We start from the raw sequence: 19819 nt of genomic DNA on the forward strand, positions 1-19819 counted from the left end.
GAGATTTGGTTCACCATGAGCCGACGGTGATGGGGCGGGACGCGCCTGATCGGGCCACAAAGAGGGCCAGCTATGAACAATAGCCGACCGCGGAGGAACCTCGCTACCTTCACGGCCGGCTTGTGCCTAGAGACACCATTTCGAAGCCGCGTCTTCTTGAGGACCGGCCCCGCGGCGGGGTCAGGCCTCGAACTTGCGCTGGAACTCGCCTCCGGCGTCGACGATCTCGTACCCGAGGGTGACGTTGATGTCGATCATCGGGGCGTTGACGTCGGCGTTGTCCGTCCAGATCGCTCGGATGTGCGGGAAGTTCTCGCGCACGAGCCGCAGGTTCACGATCTTGAGGAGCAGGCCGAGACGGTGGCCGCGGTGGTCCTTGTCCACGATCGTGATGCCCTGGTAGGCGTCCGGGAACTCGCCGTCGTCGTGGATGATCACGCACGTGTTGGCGACGACTTCGCCGCTGCCGCGGTAGCGGGCGACGGTCTGGATCATCTTCATGCCCATGGCCTCATTGCGGTCGGCCTTGGCGTTCTTCAGTTCTGCGTCCACGGTCTCGGGTTCGAGTTCGAGGTCGCCGAGCGGGACTTCCGCGAGGATCGTGGAGTCGATGCGGGCCATCGTCTCGACGAGCTCCTCGGGGGTGCGCCCGATCCACGAGATGATCTCGTACTCGTCGCCGGCGGCGGCCTGGGCCTTCTCGAGGAGGGCCTGCTCGGTGTCGGCGTCGAGGGCGTCGACGGCGCAGCGGCGGTTGATCCAGGTGAGCGCGAGTTTGAAGCCGTGCCTTTCGAGGAACAGCTGCCCGGCCTTGGAGCGCTCGAGGCCGCCTTCCCAGCTCATATGGGTGTCGAGGGTGAGTTCGGTGCGGCCGCGCTCGCGCGCGTACGCGATGAAGTGGTCGACGAGGGCCGAGCCGATGCCCTTGCGGCGGTGGTCGGGGTGCACGTTGATCCAGGCCCAGGCGAAGTGCAGGTTCGCTCGGTTGGGCATGCCGATGCCGAGCATGGCGACGACCCGGCCGTCCTCGACGGCGACGAAGTGGGCTTCGTCCTCGTCCGGCGGCGGGTAGCCGAGACCGGCGATGAAGGCGGCCCGGTGCGGGGCGGGGTTCTCGGGGGTGTCGGCCGCGTGGGTGGCGCGCATGACGTCGAATGCGCCGGAGACGAGGTCGCCGTCCGCGGGGTCGAGTTCGATGATCTCCATGACGTCAGTGTGGACATCGGCGGTGACGTGCGGCAACCGAATTTCGGTTCCCTGCGCGCGGATCCGGTGCCAAGGGCGATGCGGTCGCCCGTGCCGGTGGGGCCTCCGGCACGGGCGGGCCGGTCAGGCTTCGAGCTTCAGTCGGTAGGAGACGAGCGCGTCGACGGGGCGGAACCCGAGACGGTCGTTGATGGCGACCATGCCGGCGTTCGTGTCGGCGTTGCCGGCCCAGATGGTGGTGACGCCGCCGTGGTGCTCGCGCAGTTGCCGGAGGTTGGCGAGCTTGGCGAGCAGGCCGAGGCGGTGGCCGCGGTGGGCCGGGTCGACGATGGTGATGGCCTGGTTCGCGTGCGGTTCCTCACCGTGGACGTAGATGAGGGTGTTCGCCACCACGTCGCCGCTCTGCTTGTGGACGGCGAGGGTGCGGACCATGGTGTGGCCCTGGGCTTCCGCGCGGTCTTCGCGGGCGCGGACGTACGCCGCGTCGATGGCGCGCGGCCGCAGGTCGACCTCGCCGAGGGGGATCTCGGCGAAGATCTGCGAGTCGATGCGGCCGAGGCCGTCGAGGTAGTGCTCAGGAGTGCGACCGGTCCAGGAGACGAGTTCGTAGTCGGCGGCCGAGGTGATCGATTCGTCCCAGAGTCGCGATTCGGCCTCCAGGTCGGCCTCACCGAGGTCGAGGCTGCGGTGGATCTCGGTGAGGGCGGCGGTGAAGCCGCGCTGCTCGAGGAATCTCGCCCCGGTGTCGGGGCGGTCAGGGCCGCCGTCGACGGCGGTGCGGACGGTCACGACGATCTCGCTGCGCCGCTCGTCGCGGGCGAGTCGCAGGAGGTGGTCGAGGAGCGCGCCGCCGAGGCCTCGACGGCGGTGGCCGGGGTGGACCGCGAGTTCGACCTCCGTGTAGTGCGCGTTCTCGTCGTGCGGCAGGTAGACCCAGGTCTGGCCTCGGACGGCGCCGTCTTCAACGGCGGCATAGCAGCGGAACTCGGAGTTCGGCCGCGGGTGTTCGAGGGTGCCGCCGTAGCGTTCGGCGGGTACCGGCGCGAGTTCGGGGGTCTCGGCGGCGCGCACGGCCTCGAAGACCTCGTGGACCTGTCGCAGGAGCTCCCGGTCGGCGGGGAGGACGCGGCGGATCTCGGCCATCAGGCCTCCAGTTTCCTCTGGTACTCGGCGCTGGCATCCACAGTGGTGTACTCGAGGAGTTCGTTGATGGCGATCATCGGGGCGTTGACGTCGGCGTTGTCCGTCCAGATGTACTCGACGTGCGGGAACCGCTCGCGGATCTGGCGCAGGTTCGCGAGCTTGAGGAGCAGGCCGAGGCGGTGGCCGCGGTGGCCCGGGGCGACGATGGTGATGGCCTGGTGGGCATCGCGGTAGTCGCCTTCGTCGACGCCGACCTCGGTCCACGCGACGATCTCGCCGGCGCGGTCGAGCGCGACGGAGTGGGCGATGATCCGGCCTTCGGCGGCGTACACGGCCTCGCGGCCGCGGAGCTTCTCGGGGGTCATCTGCTCGACCTCCATCTCGATCTCCCCCAAGGGGATCTCGCTGATGATCATGGTCTCCATGCGGCACATGGTGTCGAGGAGGTCGTCGGGAACGGCGCCGATCCATTGGCGCACTTCGTAGGCGTCTCCCGCGGCGGCCAGCGCCTTCGCGTACTCCTCGGCTTCGCGTTCGGGCCCGAGGGGGTCGACGGGGCTGCGGCGGTTGACGGTGGTGAGGGCCTTGGCGTAGCCGCGGTCCTCGAGGAGCCGCGCGAAGTCCTCGCGGCGCGCGGGTCCGCCTTCCCAGTAGACGGGCGCTCCGGTGAGGACGGTGGTGCGGCCGTGCTCGGCGCTGAAGCGCTCGACGTGGTCGAGGAGTGCGGTGCCGACGCCGCGGCCGCGGTGGTCGGGGTGGACGGCGCCGAAGCGGAGCATCGCGAGTTCGCGGTTCTCGTCGGTGAAGAAGGTGAGGCGGGTGTGGCCGAGGAGTGCGCCGTCCTCGACGCAGGCGAACCAGTGGTTCTCGCGCCCGGGGAAGGCGTGGGTGAAGAGGGTCTTGAAGAAGCGTTCGACGGGTGCGGGGTTCTCGGGGGTGTCCGCGCGGTGGGCGGCGGCCAGCACCGTGAAGGCCTGTTCGACGAGGTCGGTGGCTTCGGGGTTCATTTCGATGATTTCCACTGGGACAGTGTGCCGTGCGGGACCGACGGTCTCAATCGCATATCGGTGGATGCTCGGGCCTCGTCCATTCGGTCAGGTGCGGCTGACCGTTCGTAGGATGCGGGAGGGTGCTCGCTTTCCCGTCTTAGCAGGTATCTCCACCGCATCCACCCGAGAGAAACGGAACCGACCGTGAGCGGATCGACCTACCCGTCAGGGGCACCACCGGAACCTCCACCTAGGACGCAGTTCGAGGACTTCGTCAGGGGCCGTTCGAAGGCGCTCTGCGCCTCGGCCTACCTGCTGACCGGCGACCGCGGCCTCGCCGAGGACCTCGTGCAGGACGCGCTCGCGCGCACCTGGCGTTCGTGGAAGCGCCTGCACCGCACCGCGAACGCGGAGGCGTACACGCGAAGGACCATGTACCACCTGCATGTGAGCTTCTGGAGGCGCAAGAAGGTCGCGGAGTTCGCGACCGACGCGGTGCCCGACCGGGCCGACACCCGCGGCGAGGCGGACACCGCGCTGCGCCTCGCCGTGCACGCGGCGCTGCTGGCGCTGCCCGCGACGCAGCGGGCGGCGATCGTGCTGCGCTACTTCGAGGACCGGACCGAGACGGCGGCCGCGGCGATCCTGGACTGCCCGGTCACGACCCTGCGGTCCCGTGTCCAGCGGGGCCTGCGGCGGCTCCGGAGCACCCTGCCCGAGCTGGTGCTCGAGGGGGACCCCGAAGTGCAACTCGCCCAATGGGAGCGAGAGTTCCAGGCCGAGAGAGGAGAACGCCATGCCTGAGTCGATTCGCACGCTGCTGCACGACATCGGGGGCGACGACCCGGGGCCCTCGCGGGACCTCGCGGCGGGCGCCGTGAACCGCGCCCGCTCCATCGGGCGCCGCCGCTTCGCGGCCGGGGCGATCGGCGCGGTCACCGCGCTCGCCTTGGCCGGAGCCGGAACGGCCGGCCTGATCAACGGCCGGGACAACGGTGGCACGCCACCGGCCGGGGACCCGACCACGGTCGAGGACACCGAGTCCTTCGAAGAGGAGACCGGCGAGTGGGTCGGGTGCGGGGCCCGCCCGCAGGACTGGGCCGGCAACGGCGTCGAGATCCCGGAGCGGGGCGACTCGGGGACGGAGCGGGACCTGGAAGGGGCGCTGCCGGACCGGATGAGCTACCGCGTACTGCATGACGAGTTCGGTGAGTCGACCTGGCAGTTCACCGACGCGGGCGAGATCGAGGGCATCGACATCACCGGCGACTTCGAGTACTACCCGGCCCCCGACGGGAACCGCGTGGTCGCGGTGGACCGCGCCGACGGCTGCGGCGCCGCCTACATCGAGATCGGGTTCGACTCGAACTTCGAAGGCGCGGTTGAGTTCTCGATCGAGCCGGTCCACTGCCCGATCGCGTGGTCGCCGGATTCGGACAAGCTCCTGTTCACCGAGCCCACCGTGTTCGAGGACGCCAAGACGTATGTGCTCAATGTGAGCTCCGGCGAACTCACCGAGCTCTCGCGGGCGCAGGGTGACGCGTTCTGCGCTGGCGAGTGGCTGGCCGACAGCGAGCGCATCTGGTCGGGTCGGACCGCGATCCTGAATCTCGACGGCACGGTCGCGCAGGAGCTGCCGGCGCTCGCGGAGAGCCTCGAGACCGAGAACTGGCTCGACGCGGGGATCTCGGCTGACGGCGGCGAAGCGTGCTTCGACGAGTTCGAGGAGTCGCAGGGTGACGGTCGGGGCCGGTTCTGCGACGTCTACGTCGACACCGCGACCGGGCAGGAGCTGACGCTGCCCGTCGACGGCGAGAACCGGCAGGTCACGTTCCTCTACGACGGCACGATGCTCATCCTGTCCCACGCCGACGGGGTCGCGACGCAGTACCTCGTCGACGCCGAGGGGGACGTCGTGGACCAGCGGGACCTGCCGGGCGACTTCGCCGGGGAGGTCGAGGAGCTGGTGACCTACTACCCCTGGTAGGTCCCGGACACCACAGAAGCCGCTGTCCTCCACTCGGAAGGGCAGCGGCTTCGACTGATCAGCTTTTAGAGCGCGCGCAGGTTGGCGGCCTGCGGGCCCTTCTGCCCCTGCTCGACGTCGAACTCGACCCGCTGGTTCTCCTCCAGCGAGCGGTAGCCGCTGCCGGTGATCGCGGAGAAGTGAACGAAGATGTCGGGTCCGTTGTCATCGGGAGCGATGAAGCCGAAGCCCTTGTCGGAGTTGAACCACTTAACAGTGCCTTGCGCCATTACTGCGTTTCCTTGCGATGTTGATCTCCAGACCTGCCGTCCACTCGCTCCGGAAACCCGGCACGACTTGCGGCGGCAAGGCCTGTCTGTGCTGCCATTGCTGGCCTTTCACCACTTCGGCGAAAAATACTCCGAACCGGCTTCTGCACCCTACATTACTCCGGCTCCTTCGAACTGGGTCTTGTACAGCTCGGCGTACAGGCCGTCGCGGTCCACGAGTTCGTCGTGGGTGCCGGACTCGGCGACCCTCCCGTCCTCGAGGACCACGATCTTGTCGGCCCGCCGCACCGTCGAGAGGCGGTGGGCGATGACCAGGGAGGTGCGGCCTTCGAGGGCCGAGTCGAGGGCGCGCTGGACGGCCGCCTCGGACTCGGAGTCCAGGTGGGCGGTGGCCTCGTCGAGGATCACGATCGGCGGGGCCTTCAGCAGGACGCGGGCGATCGCGAGGCGCTGCTTCTCGCCGCCGGAGAAGCGGTAGCCGCGTTCGCCGACGACGGTGTCGAGCCCCGATTCGAGGCGGCGCACGGTGTCGCCGATCTGGGCGCGGTCGAGCGCCTCCCAGATCTGCTCGTCGGTGGCCTCGGGCCGGGCGTAGCGGAGGTTCTCGCGCACGGTGTCGTGGAACAGGTGCGCATCCTGGGTGACCATGCCGATGTGGGCGGCGAGCGAGGCGGCCTTGAGGTCGCGCACGTCGACGCCGCCGACCTCGACCGCGCCTGCGGTGACGTCGTAGAGGCGCGGCACCAGGGTCGCCGTGGTGGTCTTCCCGGCGCCGGAGTGGCCGACGAGGGCCACGAGCTCGCCCGGGGCGACGTCGAAGGAGACGCCGTCGAGGATCTGGCGGCCGTTGTCCGAGCGGTCGGGCCGGGCCAGGTCCTCGAGGCTCGCGAGTGAGACCTCGTCGGCGCCGGGGTAGCGGAACCGCACGTCGCGGAAGCTGACCGAGGCGGCGCCCGGCGGGAGCTCGCGGGCGTCGTCCTTCTCGCGGATGAGCGGCTGGAGGTCGAGGACCTCGAAGACGCGCTGGAAGCTGACGAGCGCGCTCATCACGTCGACGCGCACGTTCGACAGGGCGGTGAGCGGGCCGTACAGGCGGGTGAGCAGCAGGGCCAGGGTGACGACGGTGCCGGCGCTGAGCTGCCCGGCGAACACGAGCGCGCCGCCGAGCCCGTACGCGAGGGCCTGCGAGAGGCCCGCGACGAGGGTGAGCGCGACGATGAACGTGCGGGCGTACATCGCGGTGGTGATGCCGATGCCGCGCACCCGGTCGGCTTTGTCGGCGAAGTCGGAGGACTCGGTCGCGGGGCGGCCGAAGAGCTTCACGAGCATCGCGCCGCCCACGTTGAACCGCTCGGCCATCTGCGTGTTCATGGCCGCGTTCAGGTCGAAGCCCTCCTTCGTGAGCGCCGCGAGCTTGCGGCCGACCCACTTGGCGGGCACCAGGAACACGGGCACGAGCACGAGCGAGAGCAGCGTGATCTGCCAGGACTGGAAGAACATGACGCCGATGATGAGCGCGACGGCGATGCCGTTCGAGACGAGTCCCGAGAGGGTGCTCGTGAACGCCCGCTGCGCGCCCATCACGTCGTTGTTCAGCCGCGACACGAGCGCGCCGGTCTGCGAACGTGTGAAGAACGCCACGGGCATCGACTGCACGTGGTCGAACACGACCCGCCGCAGGTCGAAGATGATGCCCTCGCCGAGTTTCGCGCCGTACCACCGCATCGCGAGGTTGAGGAGGCCTTCGACCGCGGCGAGCCCGGCGATGATCGCGGCGATCGTGACGACGCCGCGCTGCGTGCCGTTCGCGCCCGTGAGCTCGTTGACGATGTCGCCGGCGAGCACCGGGGTGGCGACGCCGATCGCGGCGATGAGCGTCACGAGCCCGATGAACCACCCGATGTCGCGCCGGTAGGGCCTCGCGAAGCGGAGGATGCGGCGCTTCACGCCGCGGGAGAGTTTGACGCCTTTGAGGTCGTCGGCGCGCCGCATGGAGCGCATCGCGTCCCATCCGGCGGGTCCCATCGATGACACTGGGCCTCCTGTGTTCAGGTATTGCCCAAGTGCGTTCGTCGGCCGCGCTCGTCGTCTGCCTGCAAGGCGGAGCGGGCGGGCTTGGGCTGGAGCTCGAGCTGCTGTCTAGTCGACACCGTCAACGCCCGGCCCCGCCCGGTTTATTTCCGCGGGCCTTTCCTGGCCCCTCCCCGGGTCCGGAGCTCGATGCCGGACTCGGCGAGGAGCCGGTGCACGAAGCCGTAGGAGCGCCCTATGGTTGAGGCGATGTCCCGGATGCTCTTGCCCTGCTCGTACTCGACGCTCACGAACTCGGTGAGTTCTCGGCGCTCATCGCCCCTCACCTGCCGGTTCGGGTCGGTCCTGGTGGACTCGGCCGTGGGGAGGCCGGGAACACCACTGCTGCGGGGTGGAACCTCTGGTGCCATGTGTCCTTTCCTATGCACGGAGGGTAATGAAGGTGCGTTGTGAAGTTTGCCGGAGTTTTCTCGCCCGGCGGTCGCTTGTGTCGGATACCCGATAGTTTCGTAACGTGACCGCACCGCAGAGCTCATTCACCGACCGGGTCGAGACCCTCGCCCCGGCCCGGCAGCGCCATGGGCGGCTGCGTGACATCGCCATCTGGCTCACCCTGCTGGTGGCGACCTTGACGCTCGCGTCGATCGCGGTCGAGACGTCCGAAGTGGTCGGTCCGGCGACGCTTCCCTGGTGGCCCGCGCAGAACCTCCAGTTCCACGTCACCGCCGGCATGGTGGTCGCGCCGCTGACGGCCGCGGCCGTGCTCGCGGCGGCCTCGCGGCCCGCGGCGGCCCGCATGTCCTGGAACACGCTGCTGGTGCTCTCCTACCTGGCCTCGATCACCTGGTCGGGCGCGCTGCACACCAATGTGGACCCCACGACGATGTCGACCGCCACCGCCGGTGCGCGGCAGGCGATCGCGCTCCTGGTCTCGTACACCGGCTCACAGGCGGGCCTGGCGATCACGGTGATCGCGATCTCGTGCCTGTCGGTGCCGCTGACGCTCGTCGCCGTCAAATCGGTGGCCGGACCCGTTGCGGCGCGGGCACTCTCGCCGGTGCTCATCCTCGGGCCGTGGGCGGCCTGGACCACCCTGGGCATCGACGGGATCTCGGCGGCGGCCTGCGCGGCCGTGCTCGCGTGCGGCGCGGTCGTCTCGGAGCGGAAGGTCCGGAGCGCGGACGCGTTCTGGGGCGCGGCGGCCGCGGGCGGCCTGCTCGGCATCGCGGCATTGCTTTCATATGGGGCGGCGTGGTTCGCGGTCTCGCTGCTCTGCCTCTTCTTCGCCCGGCGACGGTCCGCGCAGATCCTCGTCGCCGCGGCCGCCGCGCTGGCGGTGCTGGGAATGGCCGCGGCCCTGGGAAACTCGTGGCCGTACGGGCTCGTGGACACCTACAACGCGGCGATCGGCGAGATCGCGGCGCACCCGGGCCAGCTGTGGTGGCTCGCGCTCATGCCCGCGCTGGTGTGCGTGGCGTGCGGCCCGGCGATCATCGAGAGCCTGCGGCGCTTCGGATCGAGCGTGGCATGGCCCCTCATGATCGGCCCGCTGCTGGCGCTGATGATCGCGCCGCTGAGCGGATCGAACCCCGAGCAGCCCGAGTACGGCTGGATCGCGTTGTGCCCGTGGCTGATCGTGGCCGCGACCGCGCCGGGGCTCCACGGCGCCCACGGCACCGGCAGGGTCGGCGAGCAGCGCATGCGATCGGTGCGCGCGCCGCTGATGACCGCCGGAGCGGGCGCCTGCGCGGCGATCGTGCTCATGTACTCCGGCTGAGCCGGGGCTTCGACCAGGCGGTCCCGCGGCCCCCGCCCACAAGCCCCCACTGGAGGGGAGCGAGGGACCGCCCCAACCTTCCCGCCCGGGTACGACACGACGGCGGCCTCGCAGCCCTCGTGTCATCCGAAAGAGCGGGGCAGCGCGTCCGTAGGGGACGGGCCGCGGAACGCGGCGCTCGCCTACGCGAGTTCCACGAGCTCCATCAGGTCGTCGGACCAGAGGTCCTCGTCGCCGTCGGGGAGCAGGATCGCGCGCTCGGGGCGCAGGGCCTCCACCGCGCCCGGGTCGTGCGTCACCATCACGATCGCGCCGGTGAAGCCGTCGACCGCGTCGAGCACCTGCTGGCGGCTCGCCGGGTCGAGGTTGTTCGTGGGCTCGTCGAGCAGCAGCACGTTCGCGCCCGAGCACACCAGGCTCGCCAGCGCCAGCCGCGTCTTCTCGCCGCCCGAGAGCACGTGCACCGGCTTGTGCACGTCGTCGCCGGGGAAGAGGAACGCGCCGAGGATCTTCCGCAGGTCGGCGTCGGGCAGGTCCGCGCCGGAGTCGGAGGCGGCGGACTGCATCTGCTCGAGCACGGTGCCGGTGTGGTCGAGGGTGTCGTGCTCCTGCGCGAAGTAGCCGATGCGCAGGCCGTAGCCGGGTTCGACCTGGCCGGTGTCGGGTTCGAGGGTCCCGGCGAGCATCCGCAGCAGCGTGGTCTTGCCGGCGCCGTTGAGGCCGAGGATGACGACGCGGGAGCCGCGGTCGATGGCGAGGTCGACGCCGGTGAAGATCTCGAGCGAGCCGTACGACTTCGAGAGCCCGGAGGCGGTGAGCGGGACCTTGCCGCACGGGGCGGGCTGCGGGAGCCGCACGTCGGCGACCTTCTCCTGGAGGAGGTCCTCTTCGAGGTTGTCGAGCATCTCCTCGGCGCGGCGGATCATGCCCTTGGCGGCCTTGGCCTTGGTGGCCTTGGCGCCGAGCTTGGCGGCCTGCTTGGTGAGCGTGGCGGCCTTCTTCTCGGCGTTGGCGCGCTCGCGGCGGCGGCGTTCGGCGTCTTCGGCCCGCTGGCGCTGGTAGGCGGTCCAGCCGAGGTTGTAGATGTCGATGAGGGAGCGGGTCGGGTCGAGGAACCACACCGTGTTGACCACTTCGTCGAGGAGTTCGACGTCGTGGGTGATGAGGACGAGGCCGCCCTTGTGGTTGGCGAGGAAGCCGCGGAGCCAGTTGATGGAGTCGGCGTCGAGGTGGTTGGTGGGCTCGTCGAGGAGGAGGATGCCGTCGCCGTCGTCGGAGAAGAGGATGCGGGCGAGCTCGACGCGGCGGCGCTGGCCGCCGGAGAGCGTGGAGAGCGGCTGGGCGAGGATGCGGTCTTCGAGCCCGAGCTTGGAGCAGATGCGGGCGGCCTCGGACTCGGCCTGGTAGCCGCCGCGGGCGGAGAACTGCTCTTCGAGGCGCGAGTAGCGGTTGACGAGCTTGTCGCGTTTGGCGTCGTCGGCGACCTCGGCCAGGGCGGCCTCGGTCTTGGCGAGGTCGGCGATGAGCTGGTCGAGGCCGCGGGCGGAGAGGACCCGGTTGGCGGCGGTCTGCGTGAGGTCGGCGAAGCGCGGGTCCTGCGGGAGGTAGCCGAAGGGGCCGCTGTTCTCGATCTTGCCGGCATAGGGCTGGGTGAGCCCGGCGAGGACGTTCATGGTGGTGGTCTTGCCGGCGCCGTTGCGTCCCACGAGGCCGATCCTGTCGCCGGGCTGGATCCGCAGATCGGCCCCGGACAGGAGGATGCGCGAACCGGCGCGCAGCTCGAGACCGGTGGCAGTGATCATGTGGGGACTCCTTCAGGCGATGGCGGCCGGAGATCGGCGACCGGGTGATGGCGGGCAAGGTCGTACGAGCGCCTTTGCCGCAGACTTTCCAAGTTTAGGCGGCGTCGTACGTCACGGTCATGTCGATATAGCCGGTGCCACGATGCGGAGGCACGCGGTCACATTCCGTGCTCGACCTCCTCCGTTCAGGGGAGGCGCGGCCGCCCCGAGGTGCCGACCTCTGCCGCAAGAGGACCAGTTCCGGCGTTGTATCGCCTGGTCATGGGCTTGTTGTCCAAATCGGGTCTGTTAGGTTTCCCCTCGCTATGGGCAAACATGACGACACCAGCGAATCCGCTGGCAGAGAAATGACCAGCCGCCGACTTCGGGCCGTACTCCGGCGCCGCCGCATTCATCGCGAACGTCACAGTTGGCGTTTCGTGAACGCGGGGCTCGCCGCAGCGATCCTCGTCGGCTCCGGACTCGCGGCCCTTTCGGGCCACAACGCCGCGGCGCAGGCCGCAGAGGCCGAGGAGCAGCAGAACGACACGGTCGTCCAATCCGAATGGCAGGTCGACAGCGTCCTGGCCGGGATGGAGACCGAGTGGGTGGCCGAGCAGACCGCCCGCCAGAAGGCCGAGGAGGCCGCCGCCGAGGAGGCGAAGCGCCTCGCCGCCGAGCAGGCCGCGAAGGAGGCCGCTGAGAAGGCCGCCGCCGAGGAAGCGGCCCGTGTGGCCGCTGAAGAGGCGGAGCGCGCCGCGGCCGAGGCCGCCGCGGAGGCCGCCGAGGCCGCGAACCCGTGGATGGCGCCCTCTGAAGCGGCCGTCACGTCCTTTTACGGGATGCGCAACGGCAGGCTGCACGGCGGCACCGACTTCGCCAACTGGGAGGGCGACAAGATCCCGGTCGTCGGCGACGGCACCGTGACGTACGTCGGCTACGAGGCCGGCGGCTACGGCAACGTGGCCTACGTCGACCACGGCGACGGCATCCAGACGCGCTACGCGCACGCCTCCGAGGTCCCCGTCAGCGTCGGCGACAAGCTCTCCAAGGGCGACACCGTCATCATCTCCGGGAACACCGGCGGCTCGACCGGTCCTCACCTGCACTTCGAGGTGCTCATCGACGGCGAGAAGGTCGACTCGCTCGCCTGGCTCGAAAAGCAGGGTGTCGACGTCGGCTGACGCCGCAACGACCTTTCTCTCTCCTTACAAGTGAATAGACGGCGGCGGCCGCAGGCCACGGCGAAGCTTGCGAGCCGTGCAGATGCACAGCATCTCCCCTGCGGCCGCCGTCCTGTTCCGTCTAGCGCAGGGTGAGCTGCGGTTCGATGAGCGTCGAGTCGGGGACGTCGCGGCCGTCGAGCTTGCGCATCAGGTGGCGCACGGCGGTCTGCGCGAGGGTCTCGGCCGGGACGAGGACGGACGGCAGCTGCGGGTGGACCCGCTCGGCGACCTCGTCGGGGCCGATGACGACCACGTGGAAGTCCTCCCCCACGCGCTTGCCGGCGTCGGCGAGGGCGTGCATGACATGGCCGACGGCCGGCTCGTTGTGGACGGCGAGACCGGTCAGTTCCGGCCGCGCCGCCAGGAGCTCCTTCACCGTGCGCTGCACCTCGGTCGGGTAGTTCGGGCAGGGCTGGACCTCCGCCCGCAGGCCGGGGCGGCTGAGGAAGCCCTCCCGCACGCGCTCGGCGAAGCCCGTGCGCCGCTCGTAGACCGCTTCGGCGGCGCCCAGCAGCGCGATCTCGCCGCAGCCGCGCTCGGCCAGGTAGTCGGCGCAGACCCGGCCCGCCGCGGTGAAGTCGAGGTCCACGCAGGTGAGCCCCTCGGAGTCGGCGGGGAATCCGATCAGGACGTTCGGCAGTCCCAGGCGGCGCAGGGTCTCCACCCGCGGGTCCCGGACTTCGACGTCCATGAGGATGAGTCCGTCCACCATGGCTGAAGCGGCGACGCGGGCCAGGCCCGCGGGCCCTTCGTCGGCGGTCATGAGCAGCACGTCCTGGTCGTGGCGGCGCGCCTCCGCGACCGCCCCCGCCGCGAACTGCATGAGCACCGGCAGGTGCATGCCGTCGCGGATCGGGAACATCATCGCGACGACCCCGGCCCGCCGGGAGGCGAGCGAGCGCGCCCCGGCGTGCGGGTGGTAGCCGAGGTCGGCCACGGCCGCCATGACGCGGTCGGCCGTCTCCGGGGAGATCGACCGCTTCCCGCTCAGCACATACGAGACGGTACTGGCGGCGACCCCGGCGCGTGCCGCGACGTCGGCGATCGTGACGCCCCGGCCGGCCACTACGACTCCCCGCCGAAGGTCAGCGAGGCCAGGCGGACCGGACCGGACTCGAAGGACACGTACAGGTCCTTGACGCCCTCGATACGGCCCAGTTCGACCGTCACATCGGTGTAGTCGTACACGCCTTCGGTCGACGGGGTGTCGATCTTGGCGAGCACGTCGCCGTCGAGCGGGTCGTCCACGCGCAGCGTGAGCTGCGAGGCCCGGCCCGCGACTCGGGCGGTCACAGTGGAGTACTCCGGGTCGCCCTGCCCGAAATCGCAGTCGCCCAGCATGATCCAGCCGCCCGCCTCCTCCGCGGCGATCACGTCGCCGGAGGTGCGGTTCTCGTCGCGCCAGAGCACGCCCTCGTAACTGTCGTTCGCGGTGGCGGCCAAGGGCTGCGAGAGGTCGCGGGCGCCCACGGTCTCGCCGTCGACGCGCACCGAGGCCGAGAGGACGATGTCCGCGGCGGAGCGGCCGACCATGAGGCGCTGGCGGGACTTCTCGACGACCATCCGCCCGGTCACGTTGTCCCAGTGGGCGAGTTCGTCCACGGGAAGCGTGAAGGCGACGGTGCGGGTCTCGCCCGCGGCCAGGCGGACCTTCTCGAAGCGGCGGAGCTGGCGCAGCGGCTGCTTGACGCGCGAGCCGCACTGGTGCGTGTAGAGCTGCACCACTTCGACGCCGTCGCGGTCGCTCGCGTTCGTGACCTCGACGGTGACGGTGAGCTCGTCTCCGGGCCTGGCGTTCGCCTTGTCGGTCTTCAGGTTCCCGTACTTGAAGTCCGCGTAGGAGAGGCCGTGGCCGAACGGGTAGAGCGGCTGGCCGAGGTAGTAGAGGTAGGTCGCGTCGGAGGCCACGATGTCGTAGTCGAGCATCGCGGGCAGCTCGGCCGCGTCGGTGTACCAGGTCTGCGGGAGGCGGCCCTCGGGGTCGCGGTCGCCGTAGAGGACGTCGGCGAGGGCGTTGCCCCACTCCTGGCCCCCGTGGCCCGACCACACCACGGCCGACGGACGCGTCGTGTCCCAGTTCACCGAGAGCGGGTATGAGGACGACATGACCAGAACGGTATTCGGATTGGCCTCCATCACCTGCCGCAGGAGGAGCTCCTGTGACTGCGGCAGGAAGAGGTCCTTGCGGTCCTCGGTCTCACGACCGTTGACGAGCGGGTGGTCGCCGAGGACGGCGATGACGACGTCGGCCTCGCGCGCGAGGCCTGCGGCCACTTCACGGCCCTTGACGACGTACTCGAAGTCGAGTTCGACGGCGTCGGTGCGCTTGTCGCTCAAGGTGATACGGCCGTCCTCGAGTGCGAACCACTTGCTCTCCTCGGTGCCTTCGGCCCGGTGGATCTGCTGGAGGGCGACCTTGCCGCCTTCGACCTCCACGATCTTGAAGGTCTCGTGCACGTCGAACTCGTGCGGGCCGACCGAGTCCGCGCCGACCGTGCCGTCGAGGCGGCCGTCCACGTACAGGCCGGTGGCGACGTTGCGGGCCATGTAGGACCAGCCGCCCCAGTCGAACAGGTCGAACTGGGCGGCGGCGCCGGTGGTGTCGGTGAGCTCGAGCGCCTTGCCGTCCTCGACCGCGGTCACGTAGCCGGTCTTGTGGCGCAGGCGGATGCGGTCGACGCCTTCGCTGTGGACGACCTCGGCGCGCTCGCTCAGTGCCCGGCGGGCGGTGACCGCGTACGGCAGGGTGCCGGAGTACCAGTCCTGCATCTGGACGTCGGCGAGCGGGCCGATGACCGCGATCTTCTTGGGGGCCTTGAGCGGGAGGAGGCCGTCGTTGTCGAGCAACGTGATCGACTGGGTCGCGGCCTCGCGGGCGAGGGCCTGGTGCTCGGGCGAGTTGACGACCTCGTCGCCGATGTGCGCGTACGGGTCCTCGGGGTCGAACTCGCCGAGTCCGAAGCGCACGTGGAGGTTGCGGCGCACGGCCGTGTCGATGTCGCCCTCGTCGAGAAGGCCCCGCTCGAGCGCGGTCTCGATGTGGGCGAGGACGCCGGGCGCGTTCTCGTCGTCCTGCGTGAAGGAGTCGAGCCCGGCCTTCAAGGCCGCGGCGTAGGCGGTCGGGAGGTCCTCGAAGTAGCCCTGGAGTTCGGCGAGGTTGTTGGGCGCGTAAGCGTCCGAGACGATGAACACCTCGTCGTCGGTCCAGGTGCGCAGTTCATCGTTCACCAGGGGCGTCACGTGCGCCGGGCGGCCGTTCACGAGGTTGTAGGAGAGCATGACCGCTACCGCGTCGCCGTTCGCCAGTGCGGGGCGGTGGGCGGCGAACTCGTATTCGCGCAGCACCCGGGGCGGCATGTTCGAGGAGGTGATGCAGCGGTCGGCTTCGTTGCCGTACGCCAGGAAGTGCTTGACGGAGGGCGCGGTCTTCCACACGGGGCCGTCGCCCTTGAGGCCCCGGGCGTACGCGGCGCCCATGAGCCCGGTCATGCCCGCGTCCTCCGAGTAGCCCTCCTCGTTACGGCCCCAGCGGGGGTCGCGCAGGGGGTTCACGGTGGGGGCCCACACGTTGCGTCCGACCTTGACCGGGTCGTTGTGGTTGAAGGCGAGCACCTCGTCGGCGACGGCCGCGCCGACCTGCTCCACGAGCTCGGGGTTCCAGGTCGCGCCCAGGGCGACCACCTGCGGGAAGACGGTGGCCTCGCCGAGCCACGCGAGCCCGTGCAGCGCTTCGGTGCCGGTTTTGAAGGGGCCCATGCCCAGGCGTTCGACCGGACGGTGGTACTGGTGCAGCAGGCCGATCTTCTCGTCGAGCGTCAGACGGGAGAGGAGATCGGCGACGCGCTCGGCGCGCGGCAGGTTCGGGTCGCGGAAGGCGGGACGCGGGTCGATGTCGCTCATGGGTGGACTTCCTTGCTTGGACGTCGCTGTCGTGTGAGGGTCCGTCCGTCGAAGCGCTTCGATGATCAGGAGGTTACGTCCGTGATCTGCAACTGGAAATGGTCTTGTCGAAGCGCTTCGATTGAGGATGCAAGATTTCTACACCTTGGCCGTGACCCAAGTCAAGGCGGGTGAGGTGCGACAACGTACGCAATTGACGGGTTTGACCCGTTCCGGAGGTCTTTGACCTGCGGTAACAGGCGGGGTAACAATCGTGAAACAGACGCTAGGAGCCCAGCGGCGTGGGCATCTTCCCGGCGTCGATGTCATTGAGGATGCCGGTGGCCGCGCCCAGCGCGGGGGCCTCGTGGCCGAGCGCCGAGACGACGATCTCGGCGCCGCCGGCACCGGAGGCGTGGGTGCGGGCGGCCAGCTCGCGCTCGGCCGCCGGGCCGATCCACGGACTCAGCGCCTGGTAGTGGCCGCCGAGGACCACCGCTTCGGGGTTGAGCAGGTCGACGGCGAGCGCGATGCCCGCGCCGAGCGAGCGGCCGATGCGGTCCAGCGCCTCGAGGACGCCGGGCTCCTCGGCGCGGGCGCGGGTGACCACGTCCTCGACCTCGGCCTCGACTTCGGCTCCCGCGATGTCCTCCGATTCGGACAGTGCCTTCAGGACCGCGCTGATGCCCGCGAGGTCCTCGACGCGGCCGACGCGGCCGTCCACGTCGATGAGGAGGTTGCCGATCTCTCCGGCGAATCCCGTTGCGCCGCGGCGCAGTTCGCCGTCCACGATGAGGCCGGCGCCGAGGCCGATCTCACCGGTCAGGTAGATCATGTTGGACACTCCGGCCCACGAGCCGAAGCGCTGCTCGGCGACCGCGCCGAGGTTGGCGTCGTTGTCCGCGGTCACGGCGTACTTCGGGTCGCGCATGGCCTGGCGGAGGCGGCCGGTGAGGTCGAAGTCCTCCCAGCCGAGCATCGGGGCGCGCTGGACGACGCCGTCGTTGTCGATCATGCCGGGGACGGCGACGGCGAGGCCGAGGATCTGGCGGCCCTCGGCGTCCATCTTGTCGACCGCGCGCTTGGCGAGGCCCGCAAGGGCGGAGACGGAGCGGCCGGGGGTCGAGCCGGCGCCGTCGTGGGCGCGGCGCCAGGACAGGAGGCGGTTCCCGGCGAGGTCCACTGCGACGAGTGTCATGTAGTCCACATTGACTTCCACGCCGAGTGAGGCGTAGTAGCCGGTGTCGACGCTGAGAAGCACTGCGGGGCGGCCGATGTTGCCGATGACCGAACCGGACTCGCGCAATACGCGGCGTTCGATCAACTCGGCCACGAGTGAGGAGACGGTGGCCTTGTTGAGGCCGGTCTTCGCGGCGAGATCCGCACGGGAGCAACGGCCTTCGGCGCGCACTTGGCGCAGCACGAAGCCGAGGTTGTTGGCCCGCACGTCCGTGAAGTCGGCGCGCTTGGCCCGGACCCGCGCTTCCTCGCCGTCGGTCCCGGCCGACTTCGACGCTATGCGCATCGCCATGTGTTCCTCCTGTGCATGTCCCCAACATTGTCGGGGATGTCGACAACTGGTCGCCGGCCGGTCCCTGACCGTTGCGCAGCGAAGCGTTTCACCACAAGGGCCGTTCCCGAATCGTGACCAATCCGCGTCCGTTTCGCCTGACCCCTGGCTTGTGCCGGGTGTCACCGTGCGCTACTTTAGTTTATCGAATAGCCGAACTAATTATCGGCCAGACCCCCCATAAGACCCTCACAGTGCAGTACGACCGAAAGGACAGCAACGTGGCTACTCCCTCAGACGGGTCGATCTTCCGGCGCCGCTCCCTGTTCAAGGCAGCCGGCCTCGGCGCGGCTGGTGCCGCGGGCCTTCCCTTCATCGCCGCGTGCAGCGACATCGAATCGGGCAGCGGCACCTCGCAGACCACTGAAGGCTTCGACTTCCTGCCCACCTACAAGGAATGGCCCCTCCCGGTCGAGCCCGACCTGGTCGGCGAGCCGCCGAACCACCCGTCCGGCTTCACCACCTATCCCGAGCCCGCCCCGGCCATCGAGAACCTCCCCTCCAACAGCGGGACCTTCGAGATCACCGTGCCGATGTGGGGCGAGGCCCCCTCGAACGACGACCCGTACTTCCAGGCGGTCGCCGACGCCAGCGGCGGCACCACGGTGAACCTGCGCCAGGCCGACGGCAACACCTTCGCCGAGACCTCCGTGCAGTGGCTCAACGCGAACGAGTTCGGCGACGGCATCATGCTCTTCAGCTGGATGCTCTACGCCCACCCGAACTTCCAGGAGACGGTGGTCAACTCGTTCTACGACCTGACCGACATCGTCAAGGGCGACATCTCCGAGCGCTGGCCGCTGCTCGCCGGTCTCCCGACCGCCTCCTGGGGCCAGTCGGTCTGGTCGACCGACCCCGAGGACCCGGAGACCGCTCGCGTCTTCGGCATCCCCGGCTCCTTCTCCGGCGGTTCGAACAACGCGATGTTCGCCCGCACGGACCTGCTCGAAGCGGCCGGCCAGACCATGCCGACCTCGGTCGAGGAGCTCATCGAGGTCGCCCGCGCCGTCAGCGACGACGCCAACGGCCGCTGGGCCTTCGGCGGCCTCGACTACCTCACCCCGTCCTGGTTCGGCCTCGCCGGCGGCGACGGCTGGGCCTACATCGACGGCAAGCTCGTGCACAACTGCGAGCGCCCCGAGTACACCGAGTGGCTCGAGTTCCGCCGCCTGCTGTGGGACGAGAAGCTGGTCCACCCGGACATTCCCTCGGGCACGCTCGACGGCCAGGCCCTGCACAAGGCCGGGACGATCGTCTTCCAGCTCGACGGCATCTCGTGGTGGCAGGGCTTCATCGACCAGTCCACCGCCGAGGGCACCGGCGGCACCATCGCCCCGCTCGGCGCGCTCGCCGCGAAGGGCCGCAAGCCCCTCGTGCACGTCAACACCGGCGTCGACAGCTGGACGTTCCTGAGCAAGGACCTCTCGCAGGAGCAGGTCGAGGAGTTCCTGGACTTCGCCAACTTCTGCTCGGCGCCTTACGGCACCACGGAGTACGAGCTCCTCAACTACGGCGTCGAAGGCACGCACTTCACCTACGGCCCCGACGGCTTCCCGGTCTTCAACGAGGTCGGCACCACCGTCGTCCAGGCCCCGGTGAACCACAAGACGATGTCCGGCCACGTGCAGCAGTTCCTGACCGGGTCTGCGGACATGGTCCAGGCCCGCTTCGAGTACAACGCCTCCCTGAAGGAGTTCGCCGAGGTGAACATCTTCGAGGGCATGCGCGTCGAGGGCCCGGCCGACTTCAAGTCCGCCGGCCAGGTGCTGACGGACCAGCAGAACGACATCGCGTTCGGCCGCGCCGAGCTCTCCTCGATCCCCGACATGGTCGAGACCTGGAAGACCAACGGCGGCGAGTCCGGCCGCGAGCACTACACCGCCGCTTACGACAAGCTGCACGGCTAAGGCGCCCCGGCCGGGGGGGGGGGGGGGGGGGGGGGCGGGCCCCCCCCCCCCCCC

The 19819-nt window shown here is 69.8% G+C and carries 15 protein-coding genes; 5 read left to right on the forward strand and 10 right to left on the reverse strand.

Annotated elements, in window-relative coordinates:
* Window positions 1–180 precede the first annotated feature (180 nt).
* The 3 genes from JHY01_RS11460 to JHY01_RS11470 form a co-directional block, all read right to left on the reverse strand.
* Complete coding sequence (locus tag JHY01_RS11460; RefSeq protein WP_205325762.1) at window positions 181–1206, reverse strand: GNAT family N-acetyltransferase; 1026 nt, start codon at window positions 1204–1206, stop codon at window positions 181–183.
* Window positions 1207–1329: 123 nt separating this feature from the next.
* Window positions 1330–2349: a GNAT family N-acetyltransferase gene (locus tag JHY01_RS11465; RefSeq protein ID WP_205325763.1), complete on the reverse strand. Its 1020-nt coding sequence runs from the start codon at window positions 2347–2349 to the stop codon at window positions 1330–1332.
* On the reverse strand, window positions 2349–3371 hold the full coding sequence (locus tag JHY01_RS11470; protein ID WP_205325764.1) for a GNAT family N-acetyltransferase: 1023 nt from the start codon (window positions 3369–3371) through the stop codon (window positions 2349–2351). The genes JHY01_RS11465 and JHY01_RS11470 overlap by 1 nt, the downstream gene beginning before the upstream one ends.
* Window positions 3372–3542: 171 nt before the next feature.
* Between JHY01_RS11470 and JHY01_RS11475 the strand changes: the two genes are divergently transcribed.
* Together JHY01_RS11475 and JHY01_RS11480 are read left to right on the forward strand one after the other, a co-directional pair.
* Window positions 3543–4142: a SigE family RNA polymerase sigma factor gene (locus JHY01_RS11475; protein ID WP_205325765.1), complete on the forward strand. Its 600-nt coding sequence runs from the start codon at window positions 3543–3545 to the stop codon at window positions 4140–4142.
* The gene (locus JHY01_RS11480) at window positions 4135–5325 is read left to right on the forward strand and encodes a hypothetical protein (protein ID WP_205325766.1); all 1191 of its coding nucleotides are present in this window, start codon (window positions 4135–4137) and stop codon (window positions 5323–5325) included. Before JHY01_RS11475 ends, JHY01_RS11480 begins: the two co-directional genes overlap by 8 nt.
* A gap of 65 nt (window positions 5326–5390) precedes the next feature.
* Here the strand turns inward: JHY01_RS11480 and JHY01_RS11485 are convergent, their stop codons facing one another.
* From JHY01_RS11485 to JHY01_RS11495, 3 genes are all read right to left on the reverse strand, one after another.
* Window positions 5391–5594 carry a cold-shock protein gene (locus tag JHY01_RS11485; protein ID WP_205325767.1) on the reverse strand — a complete coding sequence of 68 codons (204 nt, stop codon included), beginning with the start codon at window positions 5592–5594 and terminating at the stop codon, window positions 5391–5393.
* A gap of 150 nt (window positions 5595–5744) precedes the next feature.
* The gene (locus tag JHY01_RS11490; RefSeq protein WP_240192670.1) at window positions 5745–7619 is read right to left on the reverse strand and encodes an ABC transporter ATP-binding protein; all 1875 of its coding nucleotides are present in this window, start codon (window positions 7617–7619) and stop codon (window positions 5745–5747) included.
* Between the two features lie 149 nt (window positions 7620–7768).
* On the reverse strand, window positions 7769–8035 hold the full coding sequence (locus JHY01_RS11495) for a helix-turn-helix domain-containing protein (protein ID WP_205325768.1): 267 nt from the start codon (window positions 8033–8035) through the stop codon (window positions 7769–7771).
* A gap of 104 nt (window positions 8036–8139) precedes the next feature.
* Here JHY01_RS11495 and JHY01_RS11500 point away from each other — a divergent pair, with 104 nt between their 5' ends.
* Entirely contained in the window at window positions 8140–9402 is a 1263-nt protein-coding gene (locus tag JHY01_RS11500; protein ID WP_205325769.1) for a hypothetical protein, read from the forward strand.
* A 182-nt stretch (window positions 9403–9584) separates the two neighbouring features.
* Here JHY01_RS11500 and JHY01_RS11505 read toward each other — a convergent pair whose 3' ends face one another.
* A complete protein-coding gene (locus JHY01_RS11505) occupies window positions 9585–11204 on the reverse strand; it encodes an ABC-F family ATP-binding cassette domain-containing protein (protein WP_205325770.1) in 1620 nt (539 codons plus the stop codon).
* Window positions 11205–11623: 419 nt separating this feature from the next.
* Here JHY01_RS11505 and JHY01_RS27730 point away from each other — a divergent pair, with 419 nt between their 5' ends.
* Window positions 11624–12367: a M23 family metallopeptidase gene (locus tag JHY01_RS27730; RefSeq protein WP_205325771.1), complete on the forward strand. Its 744-nt coding sequence runs from the start codon at window positions 11624–11626 to the stop codon at window positions 12365–12367.
* Between the two features lie 121 nt (window positions 12368–12488).
* Here JHY01_RS27730 and JHY01_RS27735 read toward each other — a convergent pair whose 3' ends face one another.
* The 3 genes from JHY01_RS27735 to JHY01_RS11525 all read right to left on the reverse strand — a co-directional run bounded on the left by JHY01_RS27735 (window position 12489) and on the right by JHY01_RS11525 (window position 17819).
* Window positions 12489–13475: a LacI family DNA-binding transcriptional regulator gene (locus tag JHY01_RS27735; RefSeq protein ID WP_205325772.1), complete on the reverse strand. Its 987-nt coding sequence runs from the start codon at window positions 13473–13475 to the stop codon at window positions 12489–12491.
* On the reverse strand, window positions 13475–16309 hold the full coding sequence (locus tag JHY01_RS11520; protein ID WP_205325773.1) for a glycoside hydrolase family 3 protein: 2835 nt from the start codon (window positions 16307–16309) through the stop codon (window positions 13475–13477). The genes JHY01_RS27735 and JHY01_RS11520 overlap by 1 nt, the downstream gene beginning before the upstream one ends.
* A 265-nt stretch (window positions 16310–16574) precedes the next feature.
* Complete coding sequence (locus JHY01_RS11525; protein WP_205325774.1) at window positions 16575–17819, reverse strand: ROK family transcriptional regulator; 1245 nt, start codon at window positions 17817–17819, stop codon at window positions 16575–16577.
* Window positions 17820–18079: 260 nt separating this feature from the next.
* On the opposite strand from JHY01_RS11525, the gene JHY01_RS11530 reads away from it, so the two are divergent.
* Entirely contained in the window at window positions 18080–19765 is a 1686-nt protein-coding gene (locus JHY01_RS11530; protein WP_205325775.1) for an extracellular solute-binding protein, read from the forward strand.
* Window positions 19766–19819 lie beyond the last annotated feature (54 nt).

This window comes from Glycomyces sp. YM15 (genome assembly GCF_016918015.1).
GTDB lineage: Bacteria > Actinomycetota > Actinomycetes > Mycobacteriales > Micromonosporaceae > Glycomyces.